The following is a 20,223-nucleotide window of genomic DNA, read 5'->3' on the forward strand; positions in this document are numbered from 1 at the left end:
GCCGGACCCGCAAGACCGCAGCCGCCGAGGTCGCTGTCGACACCGCCGAGGGCACGGAGACCAAGCCGCGTCGGACCCGCAAGACCGCGGCTGCCGCAGAGGCCGCCGCGGACACCGCGGAAGCGACCGAGGCCAAGCCCCGCCGCACCCGCAAGACCGCCGCGGCCGCGCCGGAAGCCCCCGAGGCCGAGGCCAAGCCCCGCCGCACCCGGAAGACGGCCACCGCGGCCGTGGACGCGGTCGACGGGGAGGCGGTCACCGCTCCCAAGGCGCGACGGACCCGTAAGGCCGTCGCCGAGGCGGTTGTTCCGGAGATTCCGGCGCAGGCCACCGAGGAGCCGGAGGTCAAGCCGCGGCGCCGGACCCGCAAGACCGCGGCGTCCGCTGCCGAGACGGCCGGTGAGAGCGTCGAGACGACGCCCAAGCCGCGCCGGACCCGCAAGACCGCGGCGGCCGTGGAGGCTCCCGAGGCCTGACCGCGCGCCGCGTGTGCGGCAGCGTAAGTGCCGGTCCGATGGCCGGGTTCACGACAGTGGACCCGGCCATCGGCGTCCTCAGAGGTACTTGGCGCCACCCCGCGCCACCATCCCGCCCCGCGCCACGACCTGCGTCCCCGCGCGACCGTCCAACCCCTCACCCGCCCACTCCCGATCGGCCGACCCCGCCCACTCCCGATAACCTCTCCCCATGAGCCGGCCCCCCACCTTCGTCCCGCCCCCGGGCGCCCGCGCGTACGCCCTTCGGACGGCGCGCGGTGAATTCGCCGTGGTCGACGCGCCCGTGGCCGTCGGTGTCGAGCCGAAGGGTGTCGCGCTGCTGCTGCCGGGGTTCACCGGCAGCAAGGAGGACTTCAATCCCCTGCACGTACCGCTCGCCCGGCGCGGATACCGGACCGTCGCCGTGGACGGGCGGGGCCAGTTCGAGTCGGACGGACCGACGACGGACGAGTCCGCCTACGCGCAGGAGGAGTTGGCGCGGGACGTGCTCGCGCAGGTGGAGGCGATCGGCGGCCCGGTGCATCTGCTGGGGCACTCCCTCGGCGGCCAGATCGCGCGCGCGGCCGTACTGCTCGACCACACGCCCTTCCTGTCGTTCACCCTGATGTCCTCGGGGCCGGCGCAGATCTCGGCGCCCCAGCAGGAGCGTGTGAAGCTGCTCCGGGACGCGCTCGCGGTGCTGAGCATGGCGGAGGTCTGGGAGACGATCCAGGCGATGGAGCCGCCGGAGGAGACGGAGACGCCGGCGCTCGACGCGGGCCTGGACGACCGGGACGACCTGCGGCGCCGCTGGCTGGGCACGAAGCCCGCGCAACTCCTCGCCACGGGCCGCCAGTTGTGCACCGAGCCGGACCGCGTCGCCGAACTGGCGGCCGTACCGCTGCCGTTCCACGTGCTGTCGGGTGCGCGGGACGACACCTGGCCGCTGCCGCTGCTCGACGACATGGCGGTGCGGCTGAAGGCGCGCCGGACGGTCGTCGAGGGCGCCGAGCACTCCCCCAACACCGACCGTCCGCTGGAGACGGCCCGCGCGCTCGCCGACTTCTGGGACGACGCCCCGGGCACCCGGCGGTAGGAGCTGACGCCTGGCTAGTACTGGGACTGCAGATGTTCCCAGAACCCGTCCCTGAGCGCCCGTCGCAGGTCCGCCTGGCCGCGCAGGGAGTACTGGAGCAGTTCCTCGGCCTCGACGAGCAGGTCCTGGTCGACGGAGCCGGGCAGATAGGGGTGGCCGGGGAACAGCTCGACCATCGCTTCGCGGCCCCGGGAGGCGAGCCAGCGCGCCGCGATCTGGGCGCCGACGAAGCGCACGTCCTCGCGGCTGGGGCGGGCTCCGCCGGTGGTCTCGAACGCGGCGGCCGTGCGCCGGGAGACGTACGGCTTGAAGAACTCCAGGTCGAAGGTGCGCTGGCTGTCGACCTCCCAGAGCAACGGCTCGGCCTGGTTGCGGCCTTCGGGCGCCTCGATGCCCCAGAGGTGGACGCGGGCGCCGTAGCCCTGGGCCGCCTCGACCGCCGAGACCAGGTCCTCGTCGCCACCGAGGAGGGCCGCGTCGCTGATCGCGCGGTGCCGTGCCAGTGATTCCAGGTCGGTCCGGATCAGCGAGTCGACGCCCTTCTGCTGGTTGTTGGCGTTGAGGTTGCCGAGGCGGACCTTGACGTCGGGCAGTTCGGCGATGACCTGCTGCTCGGCGGTGTGGATGCGGCGCCGGGCGCCGTCGTACCAGTAGACGCGCAGCAGCCGGCTGTCCGCGAAGATGCTGCGCGCCTTGTCGATGAGGGCGTCGATCAGGCCCTCGGCGTCCAGGTCGAAGGCGCGGCGGTCCTCGGTCCCGGCGACCAGCCGGCCGACGGCCGCGTACAGGTAACCCGCGTCGACGAAGATCGCATGGGTCGAGGGTGTCTTGGCCACCTCGGCGAGCATGCGTTCCAGCAGCTCGTTCGTGCGGTCGATACGGGCGCCGAGGGCGGCCAGGTCGTCGTTCATCACCTCCATTGTCCTGGTCGTCACAGTGCGAACACAACCGGTCCCGGTCGGTCCTTGCCCAGTCCCCGAGATGTCACTTACCGGTCGGTAATTAGTTGTTCGAAAAATTTCTTTAGCGTAGGGAATGTTCGTAACAAGCGGCGCGTTGACTACGTACGACGCTGGATACACCAGAGGTCACACCAAGTAGTTCTCCGCAGGAGGATGACCAGACGAAGGGAGAAGCCATGCGCTTCGAAATCATGCGACTCGACGAGGTCGACGGCACCGCCGTGGACAGCACCGTCGTGGACGCCGCCTCCGTCAACCGGATCGTTCAGCAGGCCGCCGCCATCGGGCAGCGCCTGTGGATCCGCCCGGCCGAGACCCCGGCCTCGTAACCCGCACGCGGGCTCACCCCGCCACTCAAGCTTTCCGGGGGAGCCGAGCCGCCGACGGCTCAGCTCCCCCGGATCACCTGAGTGACCCCGTTGATGATCTGCTGCACGGCGATCGCGGAGAGCATCATGCCCGCGAGCCGCGTCACCAGGACGACACCGCCGTCCTTGATGACCCGGATGATCAACAGCGAGTAGCGCATCACCAGCCACAGCACCACGTGGATCGCGAGGATCGCGGACCACACCGAGAGCTGCGCGGACACGCTGTCGGCCTTCTGCACGGCCAGGATCACGGACACGATCGCACCGGGCCCGGCCAGCAGCGGCATGCCCAGCGGCACGAGCGCCACGTTCACGTCCTTGGTCTGCTTCGGTTCGTCGGTCTTGCCCGTCAGCAGATCCAGCGCGATCAGCAGGAGCAGCAGCCCGCCCGCGATCATCAGGGCGGGCACGGACACATGCAGGTAGTTCAGGATCTGGTGGCCCAGGACGCCGAAGACGGCGATGACCCCGCCCGCCACGCAGACGGCCTGGAAGGCCATCCGCCGCTGCACCTTGGCCGGCCGCCCGGCGGTCAGGGCGAGGAAGATCGGGGTGATCCCGGGGGGATCCATGATGACGAAGAGGGTCAGGAACAGAGAGCCGAAGACGGCGATGTCGAACATGGGGGAAGTACGGGCCTTGCGGGAAGAGGAACTACGGGCGTGAGGCGGTCCGGACCGCGGGCATGAGGCAGTACGGACCGCGGGTGTGAAGCGGTACGGCGGGTCGGCCCCAGGGGGCCTCAGGCTCCGCCGGTCCCCGGCACCGGGAACGCGCCCGTCGCCCGCCGGGTGATCTCCCCGTACACCTCGGGGTCGGTCGTGAAGGCGCCCAGCGCCACGGTCTTGCGGCTGCCGTGGTAGTCCGAGGAGCCGGTGACCAGCAGTCCCAGCTCCTTCGCCAGGCCCCGCAGGCGGTCCCGGGCATCGGCGTCGTGGTCCATGTGGTCGACCTCGACGCCGTCCAGACCGGCCTCGGCCATCTCCGCGATCCGGAACTCGGGCACGGTGCGGCCGCGCTTGGCGGCGGCCGGGTGCGCGAACACGCAGACCCCGCCCGCGGCCTTGACCAGCCGGATCGCCTCGAAGGGGTCGGTCTCGTGCTTCTCCACGAAGGCCCGCCCGCCGTCGGCCAGCCACTCCTCGGTGAACGCGTCACTCACGGTCGGCACGACACCCAGCTCGACCAGCGCCGAGGCGACATGCGGGCGCCCCACCGAACCTCCGGCGGCGATCCGCTCGACCTGCTCCCAGGTGACCGGCACGCCCAGCGCGTTCAGCTTGGCGACCATCCCCTTGGCCCGCGGCACCCGGTCGTCCCGGACCAGCTCGCGCTCGGCGAGCAGAGCGGGCTCCTCGGGGTCGAACAGGTAGGCCAGCAGGTGCATCGAGACCCCGTCGACCCGGCAGGACAGCTCGGCCCCGGTGACCAGGGTCAGCCCCTCGGGCAGTGCGCCGATCGCCTCGCCGTACCCCCGCGTGGTGTCGTGATCGGTCAGCGCGACGACGTCCAGGCCGGCGGCGGCAGCGTTCCGCACCAGCTCGGCCGGGCTGTCCGTACCGTCGGAAGCCGTGGAGTGACAGTGCAGATCAATACGCACGACAACTCCAGGACACGGACGGAGGCAAGGGGACACCTAAGGATAGCGGTGTTTCCGACCCCCACTGTCACACCCGCACCCGGTGAGCGCCCCCTACTGCAACCCCTAGGGGCGCGGGGAACCGCGCGACAAGCCACCACGCACCCGCAGCCGCGAACGCACAGGACCCGGCACCCCCATGGGCGCTACGGCCGAAGCAAGCGCGGCGACAACGCTCCGCAGGGCACCAGATCCAGCTCCGCCCCCGCCTCCCGCAGGTCGGTCAGCACCAGCTCGTCGTACATCAGCAGACCGGACTGCTCGGGCCACATCACCGCCCACAGCCACATCCCGAGCGCCTCGCCGGCGAAGACGGCGCGGTCGTCCGGGGTGCGGTAGACGTGCCAGAGCGGGGTGGGGCGGCCCGCGGCGAGCACCTTGGCCTCCGGCGGCTTCTCCACGTTCATGTACGACCCCGGGTCCGGGCCGTCGATGCCGGCGTAGTGCGCGCCGAGGCCGACGCCCAGCTCCTCGGCGATCAGGATCAGCTCGCCCGGCCCGCCGAGCGGTCCGGGGCCGGAGCAGGCCACCGCGGTCGCCCGGCCGCCGCTGCGGTCGTCGCCGGCGTACGCCACGCCCGTGAACAGCCAGCCGACCGGCAGCGGCCACGGCATCCACACCGGCACCTGCGTGCGGTGGACCACGACGTTGAGCGCCTCGACGCTGGGCGGGATCACGGGCTGCAGCGGATACACCGTGCCGTGCACGTCGCACTGCCACGCATCGGCGAAGAGTCCGGGAGCCCTGACCCGGCCACCACACCTCGGGCAACTGGGTTCGCCCCTCATAGGGCTCCACGGTCCTACCCCTGCCCGCCCACGTCAAGGACGATCACCCGTCCGGACCGAAGAGCCGCCCCGATGCCCCGTCCGGAGCGATAGATGCATCTTGCATTAATTAGCAGACCTAACTTACTATGTGCATAACCCAACTATCTGCATGAGGACGGGAGAAGCACATGGACCCCTTCGACGCGGGAGCCGGTGGCCTCCTGCGACAGCCCAAGGCGGTCTGGGCCACGGCCGGCGCCTCCGTCGTCGCCTTCATGGGCATCGGCCTCGTCGACCCGATCCTGCCGTCGATCGCGCAGGGCCTGCACGCCACCCCCAGTCAGGTGTCCCTGCTCTTCACCTCGTACTTCCTGATCACCGCCGTCGCGATGCTGCTGACCGGCTTCGTCTCCAGCCGCATCGGCGGCCGCAGGACCCTGCTGCTCGGTCTCGCCTTCGTGGTCGTCTTCGCGGGCCTGGCCGGCACCTCCGGCTCGGTCGGCCAGCTCGTCGGGTTCCGGGCCGGCTGGGGGCTCGGCAACGCGCTCTTCGTCTCCACCGCCCTCGCGGTGATCGTCGGCGCGGCGGCCGGGGGCAGCGCGGCGGCGATCCTGCTCTACGAGTCCGCGCTCGGCCTCGGCATGGCCTGCGGCCCGCTGCTCGGCGCGGTCCTCGGCAACGTGAGCTGGCGCTACCCCTTCTTCGGCACGGCCACGCTGATGGCGATCGGATTCCTGTGCATCACGGCGTTCCTGAAGGAGCAGCCGAAGCCGGCGCGGAAGACCTCGGTCCTGGACCCGCTCAAGGCGCTCGCCCACGGCGGCCTGGCCTCGGCGGCGGTCTCGGCGTTCTTCTACAACTACACGTTCTTCACCGTGCTGGCCTTCACGCCGTTCGTGCTGAACATGACGCCGTACCGCTCGGGCGCGGTCTTCTTCGCCTGGGGTGTGCTGCTCGCCGTCTTCTCGGTGATCGTCGCCCCGCGCCTGCAGGCCCGGTTCGGCTCGCTGAAGGTGCTCGGCGGCTCGCTGGTGCTGCTCGCGGCGGACGTGCTCGTGCTCGGCTACGGCAACCACACCACGGCCGTCGTGTGCACGATCCTGTCCGGTGCCTTCATCGGCGTGAACAACACCGTGTACACCGAGCTGGCCCTCGGCGTGTCGGACGCCCCGCGCCCGGTGGCGAGCGCGGGCTACAACTTCGTCCGCTGGTTCGCCGCCGCGGCGGCGCCCTACTTCGCGCCCAAGATCGAGGAGTGGACCGACATCCACGTCCCCTTCGTGGTCGCGGCCGTCACGGCGGTGCTGGGCGCGCTCGTGGTCGTCGTACGGCGCAAGGCCCTCACCCACGAGGCCGAGGAGCTGGAGCCGGGGCACGCCACCGAGGACGGTGTCGGCGTCTTCGCCAACTGACCGGATCCGGCCTTGTGTTGGTGAGATCGGTCACGTGCGGCCGGTGCCGTGTCAGTCCAGCGGGACGGATCTGCGGGCGGGGTCCCTCAGGTCCGTCCCGTGTCCGAGCCAGCGCTCCTGAAGGGCCTGGGCGCCGTGCACCCGCTTCCAGGCGGCCTCGTTCGGGGTCATCGGCAGCAGCGGCAGGAACCGCACCGGGTCCATCGGGGCGTCCAGCTCCAGGTCCTCCACCAGCCCGCCGGGCTCGCCCACCAGCACGGAGGTGAAGGGGGCGCCGGGCCACAGCGGCTCGCCCACGTCCAGCGAGGCGCCCGGGGTCACCACCAGGCCCTCGACCTGCGGAGTCGCGGCCAGCACGGCGAGCGGGCGGAGCACCTTGTCGGTGTCGGCGAGGCCCGCGCGGACCGACAGGACCAGTTCGGCGCGGGGGCCCTTGACCGGGTCGGCGAGCATCGCCGAGGGGTCCGTCATGGGGTGCTGGGACATGCCGAGGGTGGCGTACCGGACGACGTCCCCCTCCTGGAAGCGGAGCACCTCGATGCGGTCCGTACCGAGGAAGGTGACCGCGGCGCGGGCGTCCGGCTCGCCCAGCGCGGTGGTCAACCGGGCCTCGACCAGAGGAAGAACATCAGCCATGCGCTGAGCATAGAACTCGTCAGCAGCGGGCAAAGCGGCGCCTTGACAGTACGGGCGGCTGGTACTCTGAGCCGGTGGTTCGGGGCCAGCACGCCGAAGCGTGCCATCGGGTCCCGACGCCGATGGGACTCCCTTACGAGGGACCGGCCGGAGGAGGTGGGGCTGTCATGGATCGAAGTCGACCGTGCAGTACCACTCGCTCTTCCGGCTGCTGATGTAGTTACCGGCTGGCCGCCGCCTTCCTCTGCGCTCCGTCGTTCGGAAGAGCACTTCGTTTCGCTTTGCCTGATCTGTCTGACCTGAATCAGTTCTGCGTCAGCAGCGAAGTCGCCACCGTGACGGTGCGGTGCTCCCCGCTTTGCGGACGTGCTAAACACACGCACTCAGGACGTCCCCATTCCGGGTAGTTCCACCCGTCGCCGCGTGCCCTCGCTGCCCGCCCGCGAAGGAGCCTGCCCATGTCGATGATCCGCGACCTGCGCGCCGTGGTCCGCCCGTCGTCCCGTGTCTCGCTGCGCAAGGACACGAGCACGTCGTACGACGCCACGCGCGCTCCCGGCACGCCCTCGGCCGTCGTCGACTGCGCCGTCTACCGCGACGGCGCCCGCGTGCAGAGCCCGGGGCCGCTCAGCCCGCAGGAGGCGATGCGGCTGGTGCGCCGCGACGGCGGCTTCGTCTGGATCGGGCTGCACGAGCCGACGGAGGGCGAATTCGCCGGTATCGCGAGCGAGTTCGGACTGCACCCGCTGGCCGTCGAGGACGCGGTGCAGGCCCACCAGCGGCCGAAGCTGGAGCGGTACGACGACTCGCTGTTCACCGTCTTCAAGACCATCCACTACGTCGAGCACGACCGGCTCACCGCCAACAGCGAGGTCGTGGAGACCGGCGAGGTGATGTGCTTCACCGGCCGGGACTTCTTCATCACCGTCCGGCACGGCGGCCAGGGTTCGCTGCGCGCCCTGCGGCACCGTCTCCAGGACGACCCGGAGCTGCTCGCCAAGGGCCCCTCGGCCGTGCTGCACGCCATCGCCGACCACGTCGTGGACGGCTACATCGCGGTCGCCGACGCCGTCCAGGACGACATCGACGAGGTGGAGACCGAGGTCTTCTCGCCCGGCCGCCGGGGCGGGGTCTCGCGCGGTGTGGACTCCGCGCGGATCTACCAACTCAAGCGCGAGGTGCTGGAGTTCAAGCGGGCGGTGGCGCCGCTGCTGCGGCCGATGCAGCTGCTGAGCGAGCGGCCGATGCGGCTGATCGACCCGGACATCCAGAAGTACTTCCGGGACGTCGCCGACCACCTCGCCCGGGTCCAGGAGCAGGTGCTGGGCTTCGACGAACTGCTCAACTCCATCCTCCAGGCCAACCTCGCGCAGGCCTCCGTCGCGCAGAACGAGGACATGCGCAAGATCACCGCGTGGGCGGCCATCATCGCCGTACCGACGATGGTGTGCGGGGTGTACGGCATGAACTTCCAGTACATGCCCGAGCTGCACTGGAAGTACGGCTACCCGGTGATCATGGGCATCACGGCCGCGCTGTGTCTGGGCATCCACCGCACGCTGAAGCGCAACGGCTGGCTGTGAGCGGGCCGGTACGGCCTGGTTAGGCTGGGGCGCATGACAAGCGAGCTGCTCGACCGGGCCCTCATCGAGGAGGCCGCGAAGAAGTCCGGCCTGATCTGGGTCAGGGGCGCCGGGGCCCCGGCCGCGCGTGCGCTGTGGCACGTGTGGCACGAGGGCGCGGTGTGCGTGGTCGGTGACGGTCCCGGTGAGCAGCCGCTGGAGGGGCTGGCCGACGGGGGCTCCGCCGAGGTGAGCGTGCGCAGCAAGGACAAGGGCGGCCGGCTGGTGACGTTCACGGCGGCCGTGTCCGAGCTGGCGTCCGGCTCGCCGGAGTGGGAGGCGGCCGTCGCCGAGCTGAAGGGCAAGCGGCTGAACGCCCCCGACGGCGAGCGGATGCCGGCCCGCTGGGCCCGTGAGTGCCGGGTGCTCCGCCTGGCACCGACCGGGTCGGTGGCCCCGCTGCCGGACGGAAACCTGGCGCAGCGCCCGGTCACGACACCGGCGACCACCCGCAGACCGGCACCGGCGGGCCTGCCGAAGCTGTTGCTCCGACGCCGGAAGGGCAAGTGACCGGCCGCCCTCTCGGCAACCGTCCTACGCCCCCGCCACTCCCCTACGACGTCGGCAGCTGTCTGCCGTAGTCGACCGTCTCCGACCTGGCCGGTTCCTCGACGGAGAAGTCCTTGCCCCAGTCGGAGAAGCGGAGCGTCCCCGCGTCGCCGGCGCGGACCAGCCGCAGGGGATAGGGCGTGCCCTGGAGGGACACGTCCAGCGTGCCGCCGGCGCCCTTGTCGCCGGTGATGCGGATCGTGCGGGTACCCGCCCCGTCGGTGTGGTGGCCGTCCGTCGCCAGCGTGCCGTGCAGCGTGAGGAGACCGTCGAGGAGGACGTCCTTGTCCGTGAAACCGCTGAACTTCTTGTACGAGGGATCCCCCTGCGGCACCTTCACGTACTTGCCGTCGAGCTTGCCCGCGGCGCCGTCGCTGCCGTCGGCGTGGTTCCAGAAGTCCGCGTCGGCCTTGAGGTACAGCTCCTTGCCGATCCGCAGCAGTTTGAAGGTCGCCCCCTGCGAGGTCACCGACCCGGTGCCGCCGGCGTCCTTGAGCTGCATGTCCAGCCGGTACGTACGGCCACTGGTGACCACGGTCCCGGCCAGCCGGACGGCCGACGCCGCCTGTGCCGCCGCCCGCGTCTTCGCCTGGATCCTGTCGGCGGGCAGCTTGCCCACCCCGTTGGTACCCGCGTCCGGGTCGTCGCCGCCGCACCCCGACAGCACCATCGCTCCCGTCACGGCCAGTGCGCAGGTCGCGGTCAGCAGCGCGGTCCGGCGGGTACGGCCCCGGGGCATCGCAGTCACAGGTGGGATCGCCTTCCTGACGGTTCCTGAGCGGCGTACCGCAGCGTACCGGTGCCCCGCCCGCCCGGCGGAGCCAGTCCGTCCGGACCCCCCACCAGGGCGTATCCGAGCGGTACGGGCTAGCCTGAAGCGCACCCGCGCGGGCAAATCCGAGCAAATTCCACCCACAGCAGTCCTCAGCGACTCCCAGGCAGATTCCCAGCGACTCCCAGGCAAAGGAAGCAGAGCCATGGCAGCCGGCGCCCCCCGGATCTTCGTCTCGCACCTCGCCGGGGTTCCCGTCTTCGATCCGACCGGCGACCAGGTGGGTCGCGTCCGCGACCTGGTCGTCATGCTGCGCGTCGGGCGACGGCCCCCGCGCGTCCTCGGGCTGGTCGTCGAGCTGTCCACCCGGCGCCGTATCTTCCTGCCCATGACCCGGGTCACCGGCATCGAGTCCGGCCAGGTCATCACCACCGGCGTGGTCAACGTCCGCCGGTTCGAGCAGCGGCCCACCGAGCGGCTGGTCTTCGGCGAGCTGCTGGACCGGCGCGTGACGCTGGTGGAGACCGGCGAGGAGGTCACCGTCCTCGACGTGTCCGTGCAGCAGCTGCCCGCCCGCCGGGACTGGGAGGTCGACCGCGTCTTCCTGCGCAAGGGCAGGAAGGGCGGCGCCTTCCGGCGGGCCAGGGGGGAGACGCTGACCGCCGAGTGGTCGGCCGTCACCGGGTTCTCCCTGGAGGAGCACGGACAGGGCGCCGAGAGCCTGCTCGCCACCTTCGAGCAGCTGCGCCCCGCCGACCTCGCCAACGTCCTGCACCACCTCTCCCCGAAACGGCGGGCCGAGGTCGCCGCCGCCCTGGACGACGACCGGCTCGCCGACGTGCTGGAGGAGCTGCCGGAGGACGACCAGATCGAGATCCTCGGCAAGCTGAAGGAGGAGCGCGCGGCGGACGTGCTGGAGGCGATGGACCCGGACGACGCGGCCGACCTGCTCGCCGAACTGCCCGAGGCGGACAAGGAGCGGCTGCTGAGCCTGATGCAGCCCGCCGACGCGGCCGACATGCGCCGCCTGATGTCGTACGAGGAGCACACGGCCGGCGGTCTGATGACGACGGAGCCGATCGTGCTGCGGCCCGACGCCACCGTCGCCGACGCGCTCGCCCGGGTCCGCAACCCGGACCTGTCCCCCGCCCTCGCCGCCCAGGTCTACGTCTGCCGCCCGCCCGACGAGACCCCCACCGGCAAGTACCTGGGCACCGTCCACTTCCAGCGGCTGCTGCGCGACCCGCCGTACACGCTGGTCAGCTCGCTCGTGGACGACGATCTCCAGGCGCTGTCCCCGGACGCCGGCCTGCACGTCATCGCCGGGTTCTTCGCGACGTACGACATGGTGGCGGCGCCCGTGGTGGACGAGTCCGGGTCGCTGCTCGGCGCGGTGACCGTGGACGACGTGCTGGACCACATGCTGCCCGAGGACTGGCGGGAGACGGAGTTCCACCTCGAAGAGGGGCTCGATCAAGGAGAGGGGGCGGCCACGCATGGCTCCTGAACGCGAGACCGCGACCCGCGAGCGTCATCCGACGGGCGCCACGGCCGCCGGCCGGCCCCGGGCCGCCCGGCTGGACCAGCCGCGCTCGCCACGCCGCCGGATCCTGCCCGAGTGGGACCCGGAGGCCTTCGGCCGGCTGTCGGAGAAGATCGCCCGCTTCCTGGGCACCGGGCGCTTCATCGTCTGGATGACGGTCGTCATCATCGTGTGGGTGGTGTGGAACGTCGCCGCACCCCGCCATCTGCGCTTCGACGAGTACCCGTTCATCTTCCTCACCCTGATGCTGTCCCTCCAGGCGTCCTACGCGGCCCCGCTGATCCTGCTCGCGCAGAACAGGCAGGACGACCGCGACCGGGTCAACCTGGAGCAGGACCGCAAGCAGAACGAGCGGTCCATCGCCGACACCGAGTACCTGACCCGGGAGGTCGCCGCCCTGCGCACGGGCCTGGGCGAGGTGGCCACCCGCGACTGGATCCGCTCGGAGCTCCAGGACCTGGTCAAGGAGCTGGAGGAGCGCCGCCGCCACGACGGGCACCCAGGTCACGTCGTATTCCCGGCGGAACGGACGGAACGACCGCCTGGACGTGACACAGACGACCGCTGAGGGGCATCCCGGACGCCCCTCGGCGCGCCGTACCATCGTCCTTATGGCTACGGAAGACGCGGTGCGCGAGGCACTGGCGACGGTGAACGACCCCGAGATCAACCGCCCGATCACCGAACTCGGGATGGTCAAATCGGTGGAGATCGGCGCGGACGGAGCGGTCGCGGTCACCGTGTACCTGACGGTGTCCGGCTGCCCGATGCGCGACACCATCACGCAGCGCGTCACCGAGGCGGTCTCCCGGGTCGAGGGCGTCACGCGGGTCGACGTCACCCTGGACGTGATGAGCGACGAGCAGCGCAAGGAGCTGGCGGCGGCCCTGCGCGGCGGCCAGGCCGAGCGCGAGGTCCCCTTCGCCAAGCCGGGCAGCCTCACCCGGGTCTACGCGGTCGCGTCCGGCAAGGGCGGCGTCGGCAAGTCCTCGGTGACGGTGAACCTGGCCGCGTCGATGGCGGCCGACGGCCTCAAGGTCGGCGTCGTGGATGCGGACATCTACGGCCACAGCGTGCCGCGCATGCTGGGCGCCGACGGCCGGCCCACCCAGGTCGAGAACATGATCATGCCGCCGTCCGCGAACGGCGTGAAGGTCATCTCCATCGGCATGTTCACCCCGGGCAACGCCCCGGTCGTCTGGCGCGGCCCGATGCTGCACCGCGCCCTCCAGCAGTTCCTGGCGGACGTCTACTGGGGCGACCTGGACGTCCTGCTGCTGGACCTCCCGCCCGGCACCGGTGACATCGCGATCTCCGTCGCGCAGCTGGTCCCGAACGCCGAGATCCTGGTGGTGACGACCCCGCAGCAGGCGGCGGCCGAGGTGGCCGAGCGGGCCGGCTCCATCGCCGTACAGACCCACCAGAAGATCGTCGGCGTGGTCGAGAACATGTCCGGCCTGCCCTGCCCGCACTGCGGCGAGATGGTCGACGTCTTCGGCACGGGCGGCGGCCAGCTGGTCGCCGACGGCCTCACCCGCACCACGGGCACGTCCGTTCCCGTCCTCGGCAACATCCCGATCGACGTCCGCCTGCGCGAGGGCGGCGACGAGGGCAAGCCGGTCGTCCTGACCGACCCGGACTCCCCGGCGGGCTCCGCGCTGCGCGCGATCGCCGGCAAGCTGGGCGGTCGGCAGCGGGGGCTGGCGGGACTGTCGCTGGGGATCACGCCGAAGAACAAGTTCTAGGTCTGCTTCCGGGTCTGCCACGGTGGATCTGATTCCAGATCTGCCACGGCGAAGGGGCGTCGTCTTCACGGACGGCGCCCCTTCGTCGTACCCGGAGCGCTCGGGACGGCGCCCCTGTGGCGTAACGGCGCGGTCGGGACGGCACCCCTGCGTCGCACCGGCGCGCTCAACGGCCGTCGCGGTCGTCCGTGCGCCCGGGGCAGAGATCGAGCGTGGTGCAGAGCATGATCTCCTGACAGGAGCCGCCCGCGGACCCGGCGCCCGGCTCTCGGCCGTCATGCGGCACGAACCGCCACTGCGACGCTTTGGCGTGCTGCGTCCTGTCCGCCTTCTCGACATGGGCGTGCAGGGTGCGGGCCACGGGGTCGTTCGTCTCCACCAGCACTTCGCCGGCGCGGAGCGGGAAGTGGTCGTGCAACAGGCAGAGGCCGAACCGGTCCAGATTCCCGTGCTTGGCCAGCACCGCCACTAGATCCTCGACGAACTCGGCGTCCTCGGGCCCCAGTCCTTCGGCTTCCTCGAATCGGGGAAGCGGATTGCGCGGGACGCCCGTTTCGGTGTCGGTCATGGGTCCTCCGTCAATCGACTGACGGTCACCGGCTTCCATTGTCGGACGCCGAACCCGACCCCGCAAATGCCCCTGGCACGCCCAAGCAGGTGCGTGTCAGCGAGCCGCCGTGTGTCTGAGCATGACATACACACCGCTTTGTCTACATTCGCCGGGGACATGGAGAGGTGTCGACCCTATGGCGATGACTCGGTGGTGGCGGCTGCTGCTGCCACTCCTGGTGCTGGTGGCATGGGCGGGAGGGTGCGGCACGGCACAGGCACGGCAGCGGGACGCCGGAACTGACTGCCTGTCGGACGGCCTCAGGGGAAGCACCGTCAGCGCCGCCCTGCGGCTGGAGCAGCACAAGCGCTCGACTCCCCGGCTCACTTCCGACATGACGGTGCGGGTGCCCAGACAGTGGCCGCACGCCAGGCATCTGACGTTCGGTGAGAACTCCCCGCAGTACCGCCATGCGATGCGATGCCTGCTGCTCGGGGACGAGGCCCCGGGGGAACGGAGCGAATGGCGCCCCCACGACCCCGTCGTGACCGCCACCGACGCTTCGGTCACGGTGCACTACGTCGCCTACGACTGGATCACCTCGGAAAACCCCGTCCTCGTGGGTCCGTGGGAGGTCATCCCCACGGGCAGGACATGGATGATCTACCTGTGGCCGCCGACGCTCCAGACCATCCGGTGGAAGCAGATCGAGGTCGATCTGGGCGGCCTCAGTTTCAACGACCTCGTGGAGCATGCCTCGTCTTCCACCGAGGACCGCCTGGTGTGGAAGAACAAGCTGCCCGAAGAGGTACAGGTGGAGGTCGATCCGCCCTGGCAGCGCTGGCTGCCGGTGAAGCTCGGCCAGTCGCTCTGGGCCACCGCGGGCATCGCCTCGTGGTGGGTGTGCGCCTCGGTCCTGATCGCCGTGGCCGCACTCCGTACCGAGCCCGCCGAGGCAGCCGCCGGGGGCGGAGCGGCACGGCGACCGGCGGAGGGGGAGGGGACCCAGCGGTCCACGGCGGACGCCTCGGACACCGACGCCGGACAGGACGTCAGCTTCACGCGCACGCTGCTGGAGTGGGCCGGGCTGAGCGCGGGGGTCGCTCTGGCACTGCTGCTGTTCGTCCCGCAGGGCAGGTTCTCCCCTCGGTCGCACGCCCTTCTGTGCATCCCCGCGGGCGTGGCCCTGGTCTTCGCCGCCCGCCCGTGGAGCGTGGGCGCGTCACGGCCCTCGGCGGGCGCCGGCCCGGACGAGCCGGCCCGGCCAGCGGAGATCCGGCGTCGTCAGGCACTCGCCGTCATGGCGACCACGTGTGCGGTGGCGGCCGTCGGCCTGCTGGTGATCCTGGCGCACGATGTCTTCGGGCTCCCCGCGGGCCTGGGAGCGAAGACGACGACCGACTTCGGCCGCACCGGGCTCGTCCTGCTGGGGCTGGTGACCGTGTGGTTGTGGCTGGCCGCGATGGCCGCCTGGGCCTGGCGCTTCGTGCGCGAGGGAGGACTGTTCCCCGGGCGCTGGACCAGCCGGTGGGACGATGACCCGGCCCGGTGCGTGGCCGTCGTCGGAAGCCTGCTGGCCGCCGTCGCCGTGGCACTGCTCGCATGCGCCTGGTGGGTGAGCGAACGACGGTGGGAGCGCGTCAACTGGCTCGTCGGGCAACCGGACCCTTCCGCTCACGACGCGTCACTGAGCCACATGTTCTCGAACTTCTTCTACACCGACCTGAGATGGCTCTTCGCCTACAGCTGGGTGCTGACCGGAGTCGCCCTGCTGGCCCTGCTGCGCTTTCGCAGCGGGCCGCCCCGGGCACATGGCCGCCCCGGACACGAGCGGTTCGCCCTGGGGCCGAGCAAGCCGGATCTGCTGCTGACGTTCTCCCTGTTCGCCTTCTTCGTCGGCGTCCGGGCCGCGCGGTTCGCGGGCGCCGGCGCACTGTACGGCGTCTGGCTCGGGCTGAACATCCTCGCCCTGTACGCCCTTCTCGCCCTGGGGCGTCGGTGGTCCGTGTTGAGCCGGATGGGGGAGCAGTTCTGCCGGGTGCGCCTGGCCAGCGAGCAGGACAGGAGCGAACTGCTGGAGAAGGCCCGCCAGTACCGGACCGCGAACCATCAGATGCACTTGCTGGATCAGGGCCGCTCCGCCGGAGTGACCGGCGAGCAGTTGGAGGAGAAGCTGGGCGGGCTCCACCAGTGGGTGGTCACCGCGTACGAAGGAGCCGACCCACCGGAGCAGATCTCGGTGCTGGACATCGCCCTGGCCTGGGGGCCGGAGGGACACTGGTGGTCCAACGCGGTTCGCGCGGCGCGTCTGGCGTTCTGGTTCGGGACGCCGGCCACCGCGCTGCTCGTCTACTACGAGGCACAGGATCCGTACGGGCGACAGCAAGCCCTGTACTCCCCCATCGGCCTTCCGGAGTTCGCCGCGGACCTGGTCCTCTACCAGCTCGGGTGGACGATCGCCGGCTTCACGCTGGGGGCGCTGTGGCGTCTGCTGCCCGGACGCCGGAGCCAGGCCCGCGCCTGGCTCCTCACCGCTGCCTACGGCTTCCCCGCGGTGCTGGCCGCCGCGCTCATCCACATCATGGACACGGACCCTCGCCAGCTCCTCCTGTACGCCGCGCTCCTCCTCGTCATCCTGACCCTCACCAGCATCTGGATGGACCTGGCGACGTTCCGGAGGGAACGGAAGTACTGGCCCAGCGGTTTCGCCCTGCTGCTGTCCATCCACCAGCTGCGCGGCTTGTCCGTAGGGGTCACCTGGATCCTGGCCCAGCTCGTGGCCGTCGTGACGATCTTCAAGAGCCTGACCCACTGAACGGACGGCCCGGCCCGGGCGGCAACCGCCCCCGGGCCCGGCATCTCAGGCGTAGGCGGCGATGTCCTTGATCGCGGCGAAGCCGAGGCCGTACGCGCTCATCCCCCGCCCGTACGCGCCCAGGTGCACCCCCGCCTCCGTGGTGCCGGCGAGCACCCAGCCGTACTCGGACTCCCGGTAGTGGAACGAGGCGGACACCCCGTCGACGGGCAGGGAGAGCCGCGACCACTCCGGGCCTTCCAGGTCGTCGGCCAGGGCCCACGCCGTCTCCGTCTGCTGGTCCAGCCAGTCGTCCCGCAGGCTGTGGTCCATCTGCCCGGGCCAGGTGAACGACAGCAGCCCCACTCCGGCCAGCCACGCCGCCGAGGACACCGATGTGGCCTCCAGCAGCCCCGTACCGTCGGCGCTGCGCCGGGACGGCTGCGCGGCGACGGTGACCACGACCGCGAACTTCTCCCGGGGCTCACCGGCGGAGCCGGTCTCGCCCCGCACCGAGGGCTCGTCGCCGTGCCCGATCGAACCGTGCTCGACGGCGCCGTCGGCGGCCGTGCCGACCTGCATCAGCCAACGCGGCCCCGTGAACGCCTCGTCGAGCCCGTACCACGGGAAGGGCGCCCGCAGGTAACCGTCGACCGTACGCCGGGCGGAGGGGAGCTGCTGTCCGCCCTCCGCGGCCGGCACCTGCGCGCCCACCCGACTCGTCGTCTCCATCTGCCCGGACGCCTCCTCGCTCTCGTCGGACCGGGGTGGCCCGCCCCCCATTCGGGCGTACGCGTCCGGTCCGCACAACAACTCGGCAGCATATCCACACCACTGGAGACAGCAGGGCAGGCGCTGGATGCGTGGGTCGCGCGAACGGCCTGTTCAGGCCGTGTACGACGGGCGTGCGGTATGAAACGCGTCACGTGCGTGGCGTACGCACGCGTGCGCGTGTCGGCGGGGCGGAGCGCCGGTGGACGCGCTCAGGTGGCGTCCGCGTCGAAGGGCGGGCGCTCGTCGTCCCCGGGCGTCTCGGGCTTCTTGGTCATGTCGACGCGCCCACCTGAGGACGAGGAGGACGACGAGGACGACGAGGAAGACGAACCGTCGCGGCCGTGGACCGCGTCCGTGACCTCAGCCATCTCCTTCTTCAGGTCGAAGCCGTTGCGGATCTCCTTGAGTCCCAGTTCGTCGTTGTCCAGCTGCTTGCGGAGGAACGTCTTGGGGTTGAGATCCTCGAACTCGAAGTCCTTGAACTCGGGACCCAGTTCGCTACGGATGTCCTGCTTCGCGCTCTCCGAGAACTCGCGGATCTTCCGGATCGTGCGCATCACGTCCTGGATGACCTTCGGGAGCTTGTCCGGACCGAAGACGAGCACGGCGAGCACGATGATCGTCACCAGCTCCAGTGGTCCTATGTCATTGAACACCTGACGCTCCTTGCGATGTCCTCGGTCGCTCAACGGTACCCGGCGTTCCTGTCCGACCGGTACCGTCCCGAGGTGAGACTTCTGTCAGTTCTGCTCCGACGCGCCCAGCACGAGTGACACCTCCCGCTCGATGCCGTCACGCTCGACCGTCAGCCGCAGCCGGTCCCCCGGCCGGTGGGCGCGGATCTTGACGATCAGCTCGTCACCGGTGTGGACCCGCTCGCCGCCGACCTCGGTGATGACGTCGCCCGCCCGGAGCCCGGCCCGCTCGCCGGGGCCGCCCCGGGTGACCGCGGAGCCTCCGCTCGGGCTCTTGGCGTCGATACGGGCGCCGTCACCGGTGTAGCCCATGTCGAGGGTGACGCCGATCACGGCGTGTGTGGCGCGGCCGTCGTTGATCAGTTCCTCGGCGACGCGCTTGGCCTGGTTGACGGGTATGGCGAAGGCGAGGCCGATGGACCCCGCCTGGCCGCCGTCGGTCTCGGAGCCGCCGCCGGCGGAGCGGATGGCGGAGTTGATGCCGATGACCCGGGCCCGGGAGTCGAGCAGCGGGCCGCCGGAGTTGCCCGGGTTGATGGGGGCGTCGGTCTGGAGCGCGTCGACGTACGACACGTCGCTGCCGTCGCTCTTCTCCCCACCTGCGGTGATCGGCCGCTCCTTGGCGCTGATGATGCCGGAGGTGACCGTGTTGGCGAGGTCGAAGGGGGCGCCGATGGCGACGACCGGGTCACCGACCTTGACGTCGTCCGAGTTGCCGAGGGGCAGCGGGGTGAGCCCGTGCACACCGTGCACCTGGACCACGGCGAGGTCGTAGCCGCTGTCCCGGCCGACGACCTTGGCCTTGACGGTGTCGCCACTGCTGAAGGTCACGGATATGTCGCCGCCCGTCCCGGCGGGCTCGACCACGTGGTTGTTGGTGAGGATGTGCCCCTCGGTGTCGAGCACGAAGCCGGTGCCGGTGCCCGCCGCGTCGGCCCCTCGGACGTGCAGCGTCACCACGCTGGGCAGGGCGCGGGCGGCGATCCCGGCCACGCTGTCCGGCGCCCGGCCGGCCGGCACGCTCCCGGCCTGCGGCAGCCGCACGTCGTCGCCGAAGCCCTCGCGCTGGACATAGGCGCCGACGGCTCCGCCGACGCCCGCGGAGACGAGGGCGACGACCAGGGTCCACGCGAGCAGGATGCGCCGCGCGCCCCTCTTGCGCTGCTGCTCCGTCGGCACACCCTCACCGGTCTGCTGCAACGGCCCCCGCGCCATCGCCTGCTCCTTGGCGGAACCGGCCGCCCAAGGGTCGTAGCGGCTCCACGGGTCGGTGACCTGCGGGGCGGGACCGGGCGAAGTACCGGGAGTGACGGGGGCGGTGGACGCCGAGCCGTGGCCGACCGGCGCGGCGGCGGCCGATGCGGCGGCGAGCGGGGCCGGCGCGGGGCCGGGCACGTGCGGCACGGCCGCGGAAGGAACGGGTGCCGGCGCGGGGCCGGGTACGTGCGGCACGGGCGCGGAAGGAACTGGTGCCGGTGCGTGCGCCATGGCCACAGGCATGGGTGCCGTGGGCGTGGCCGGTGGCGGAGCCGTCGGCGCGGATACGGCTGTCCCGTGCGCCGGGGTGGCCGCCGGATGCTGCACCGGCGGTGCGGGCGCCCAGGGGCCGGGTTCGCCGTACGGCGGGGTGCTGTACGGGTCGGGGTCGTGCAGCGGCTTGGGCCGTTCGGCGGCAGCCGCCCAGGAGGTGCCCCCGGACGCTACGGCGTCTCCACGGATGTCTTCACCCGCCCCGCCCCGGACATCGCCACCGGTGTCTCCGCGGATGGCCGGCTCGGTTGCTCCCCCGGTTCCTCCCCCGGCCGCTCCCGCGATGT

Annotated in this window: 19 protein-coding genes and 1 pseudogene; 10 read left to right on the forward strand and 10 right to left on the reverse strand. The window is 71.4% G+C overall.

From position 1 onward, the window contains the following. Both C3492_RS40380 and C3492_RS40385 read left to right on the forward strand, forming a co-directional pair. Positions 1-476, forward strand: a pseudogene (locus C3492_RS40380) (ATP-dependent helicase); the annotation flags it as partial. 211 nt (positions 477-687) lie between these two features. Then, positions 688-1,572, forward strand: a complete 885-nt coding sequence (locus C3492_RS40385; RefSeq protein WP_103817580.1) for an alpha/beta fold hydrolase — start codon at positions 688-690, stop codon at positions 1,570-1,572. A gap of 14 nt (positions 1,573-1,586) precedes the next feature. On the opposite strand, the gene C3492_RS40390 is transcribed toward C3492_RS40385, so the two are convergent. After that, the gene (locus C3492_RS40390; protein ID WP_103817581.1) at positions 1,587-2,492 is read right to left on the reverse strand and encodes an NYN domain-containing protein; all 906 of its coding nucleotides are present in this window, start codon (positions 2,490-2,492) and stop codon (positions 1,587-1,589) included. Positions 2,493-2,710: 218 nt separating this feature from the next. Between C3492_RS40390 and C3492_RS45010 the strand changes: the two genes are divergently transcribed. Further along, the gene (locus C3492_RS45010; protein WP_014674826.1) at positions 2,711-2,863 is read left to right on the forward strand and encodes a hypothetical protein; all 153 of its coding nucleotides are present in this window, start codon (positions 2,711-2,713) and stop codon (positions 2,861-2,863) included. Between the two features lie 59 nt (positions 2,864-2,922). Here C3492_RS45010 and C3492_RS40395 read toward each other — a convergent pair whose 3' ends face one another. From C3492_RS40395 to C3492_RS40405, 3 genes are all read right to left on the reverse strand, one after another. Then, entirely contained in the window at positions 2,923-3,528 is a 606-nt protein-coding gene (locus C3492_RS40395) for a MarC family protein (protein ID WP_103817582.1), read from the reverse strand. Positions 3,529-3,647: 119 nt separating this feature from the next. Beyond that, on the reverse strand, positions 3,648-4,505 hold the full coding sequence (locus C3492_RS40400) for a PHP domain-containing protein (protein ID WP_103817583.1): 858 nt from the start codon (positions 4,503-4,505) through the stop codon (positions 3,648-3,650). Between the two features lie 185 nt (positions 4,506-4,690). Continuing rightward, positions 4,691-5,332: a DUF6758 family protein gene (locus tag C3492_RS40405; RefSeq protein WP_041665487.1), complete on the reverse strand. Its 642-nt coding sequence runs from the start codon at positions 5,330-5,332 to the stop codon at positions 4,691-4,693. 170 nt (positions 5,333-5,502) lie between these two features. Here C3492_RS40405 and C3492_RS40410 point away from each other — a divergent pair, with 170 nt between their 5' ends. Continuing rightward, positions 5,503-6,726: an MFS transporter gene (locus tag C3492_RS40410; RefSeq protein WP_103817584.1), complete on the forward strand. Its 1,224-nt coding sequence runs from the start codon at positions 5,503-5,505 to the stop codon at positions 6,724-6,726. 51 nt (positions 6,727-6,777) lie between these two features. Here the strand turns inward: C3492_RS40410 and C3492_RS40415 are convergent, their stop codons facing one another. Further along, entirely contained in the window at positions 6,778-7,362 is a 585-nt protein-coding gene (locus tag C3492_RS40415; protein ID WP_103817585.1) for a suppressor of fused domain protein, read from the reverse strand. Between the two features lie 458 nt (positions 7,363-7,820). On the opposite strand from C3492_RS40415, the gene C3492_RS40420 reads away from it, so the two are divergent. Then, complete coding sequence (locus C3492_RS40420) at positions 7,821-8,945, forward strand: magnesium and cobalt transport protein CorA (RefSeq protein ID WP_103817586.1); 1,125 nt, start codon at positions 7,821-7,823, stop codon at positions 8,943-8,945. 33 nt (positions 8,946-8,978) lie between these two features. Next, positions 8,979-9,494, forward strand: coding sequence for a hypothetical protein (locus C3492_RS40425; RefSeq protein ID WP_103817587.1), 516 nt, complete (start codon positions 8,979-8,981; stop codon positions 9,492-9,494). A gap of 43 nt (positions 9,495-9,537) precedes the next feature. Here C3492_RS40425 and C3492_RS40430 read toward each other — a convergent pair whose 3' ends face one another. Continuing rightward, positions 9,538-10,272: a hypothetical protein gene (locus tag C3492_RS40430; protein WP_103817588.1), complete on the reverse strand. Its 735-nt coding sequence runs from the start codon at positions 10,270-10,272 to the stop codon at positions 9,538-9,540. Between the two features lie 238 nt (positions 10,273-10,510). Between C3492_RS40430 and C3492_RS40435 the strand changes: the two genes are divergently transcribed. From C3492_RS40435 to C3492_RS40445, 3 genes are read left to right on the forward strand one after another with little or no spacing between them, the layout of a single operon-like run. Beyond that, positions 10,511-11,812: a magnesium transporter MgtE N-terminal domain-containing protein gene (locus tag C3492_RS40435; protein WP_030649749.1), complete on the forward strand. Its 1,302-nt coding sequence runs from the start codon at positions 10,511-10,513 to the stop codon at positions 11,810-11,812. Continuing rightward, the gene (locus C3492_RS40440; protein ID WP_103817589.1) at positions 11,802-12,416 is read left to right on the forward strand and encodes a DUF1003 domain-containing protein; all 615 of its coding nucleotides are present in this window, start codon (positions 11,802-11,804) and stop codon (positions 12,414-12,416) included. Before C3492_RS40435 ends, C3492_RS40440 begins: the two co-directional genes overlap by 11 nt. Before the next feature lie 43 nt (positions 12,417-12,459). Beyond that, the gene (locus C3492_RS40445; RefSeq protein ID WP_103817590.1) at positions 12,460-13,593 is read left to right on the forward strand and encodes an Mrp/NBP35 family ATP-binding protein; all 1,134 of its coding nucleotides are present in this window, start codon (positions 12,460-12,462) and stop codon (positions 13,591-13,593) included. A gap of 166 nt (positions 13,594-13,759) precedes the next feature. Here C3492_RS40445 and C3492_RS40450 read toward each other — a convergent pair whose 3' ends face one another. After that, on the reverse strand, positions 13,760-14,161 hold the full coding sequence (locus C3492_RS40450) for a hypothetical protein (RefSeq protein ID WP_103817591.1): 402 nt from the start codon (positions 14,159-14,161) through the stop codon (positions 13,760-13,762). 178 nt (positions 14,162-14,339) lie between these two features. Between C3492_RS40450 and C3492_RS40455 the strand changes: the two genes are divergently transcribed. After that, a complete protein-coding gene (locus C3492_RS40455; protein ID WP_103817592.1) occupies positions 14,340-16,958 on the forward strand; it encodes a DUF6185 family protein in 2,619 nt (872 codons plus the stop codon). Positions 16,959-17,003: 45 nt separating this feature from the next. On the opposite strand, the gene C3492_RS40460 is transcribed toward C3492_RS40455, so the two are convergent. The 3 genes from C3492_RS40460 to C3492_RS40470 form a co-directional block, all read right to left on the reverse strand. Continuing rightward, positions 17,004-17,669: a hypothetical protein gene (locus C3492_RS40460; protein WP_103817593.1), complete on the reverse strand. Its 666-nt coding sequence runs from the start codon at positions 17,667-17,669 to the stop codon at positions 17,004-17,006. Between the two features lie 251 nt (positions 17,670-17,920). Continuing rightward, positions 17,921-18,367: a sec-independent translocase gene (locus tag C3492_RS40465; RefSeq protein WP_103817594.1), complete on the reverse strand. Its 447-nt coding sequence runs from the start codon at positions 18,365-18,367 to the stop codon at positions 17,921-17,923. 84 nt (positions 18,368-18,451) lie between these two features. Beyond that, positions 18,452-20,221, reverse strand: coding sequence for a S1C family serine protease (locus C3492_RS40470; protein WP_374938429.1), 1,770 nt, complete (start codon positions 20,219-20,221; stop codon positions 18,452-18,454). Positions 20,222-20,223: the final 2 nt, after the last annotated feature.

Source organism: Streptomyces sp. Ru62 (genome assembly GCF_002920615.1).
Taxonomy (GTDB): Bacteria; Actinomycetota; Actinomycetes; order Streptomycetales; family Streptomycetaceae; genus Streptomyces.

Bases quoted from the DNA above. Each gene is read 5' to 3' on its own strand.
- C3492_RS40385 (WP_103817580.1), top strand. From the start codon at position 688: ATGAGCCGGCCCCCCACCTTCGTCCCGCCCCCGGGCGCCCGCGCGTAC.
- C3492_RS40390 (WP_103817581.1), bottom strand. From the start codon at position 2,492: ATGGAGGTGATGAACGACGACCTGGCCGCCCTCGGCGCCCGTATCGAC.
- C3492_RS45010 (WP_014674826.1), top strand. From the start codon at position 2,711: ATGCGCTTCGAAATCATGCGACTCGACGAGGTCGACGGCACCGCCGTG.
- C3492_RS40395 (WP_103817582.1), bottom strand. From the start codon at position 3,528: ATGTTCGACATCGCCGTCTTCGGCTCTCTGTTCCTGACCCTCTTCGTC.
- C3492_RS40405 (WP_041665487.1), bottom strand. From the start codon at position 5,332: ATGAGGGGCGAACCCAGTTGCCCGAGGTGTGGTGGCCGGGTCAGGGCT.
- C3492_RS40410 (WP_103817584.1), top strand. From the start codon at position 5,503: ATGGACCCCTTCGACGCGGGAGCCGGTGGCCTCCTGCGACAGCCCAAG.
- C3492_RS40415 (WP_103817585.1), bottom strand. From the start codon at position 7,362: ATGGCTGATGTTCTTCCTCTGGTCGAGGCCCGGTTGACCACCGCGCTG.
- C3492_RS40420 (WP_103817586.1), top strand. From the start codon at position 7,821: ATGTCGATGATCCGCGACCTGCGCGCCGTGGTCCGCCCGTCGTCCCGT.
- C3492_RS40425 (WP_103817587.1), top strand. From the start codon at position 8,979: ATGACAAGCGAGCTGCTCGACCGGGCCCTCATCGAGGAGGCCGCGAAG.
- C3492_RS40430 (WP_103817588.1), bottom strand. From the start codon at position 10,272: ATGCCCCGGGGCCGTACCCGCCGGACCGCGCTGCTGACCGCGACCTGC.
- C3492_RS40435 (WP_030649749.1), top strand. From the start codon at position 10,511: ATGGCAGCCGGCGCCCCCCGGATCTTCGTCTCGCACCTCGCCGGGGTT.
- C3492_RS40440 (WP_103817589.1), top strand. From the start codon at position 11,802: ATGGCTCCTGAACGCGAGACCGCGACCCGCGAGCGTCATCCGACGGGC.
- C3492_RS40445 (WP_103817590.1), top strand. From the start codon at position 12,460: ATGGCTACGGAAGACGCGGTGCGCGAGGCACTGGCGACGGTGAACGAC.
- C3492_RS40450 (WP_103817591.1), bottom strand. From the start codon at position 14,161: ATGACCGACACCGAAACGGGCGTCCCGCGCAATCCGCTTCCCCGATTC.
- C3492_RS40455 (WP_103817592.1), top strand. From the start codon at position 14,340: ATGGCGATGACTCGGTGGTGGCGGCTGCTGCTGCCACTCCTGGTGCTG.
- C3492_RS40460 (WP_103817593.1), bottom strand. From the start codon at position 17,669: ATGGAGACGACGAGTCGGGTGGGCGCGCAGGTGCCGGCCGCGGAGGGC.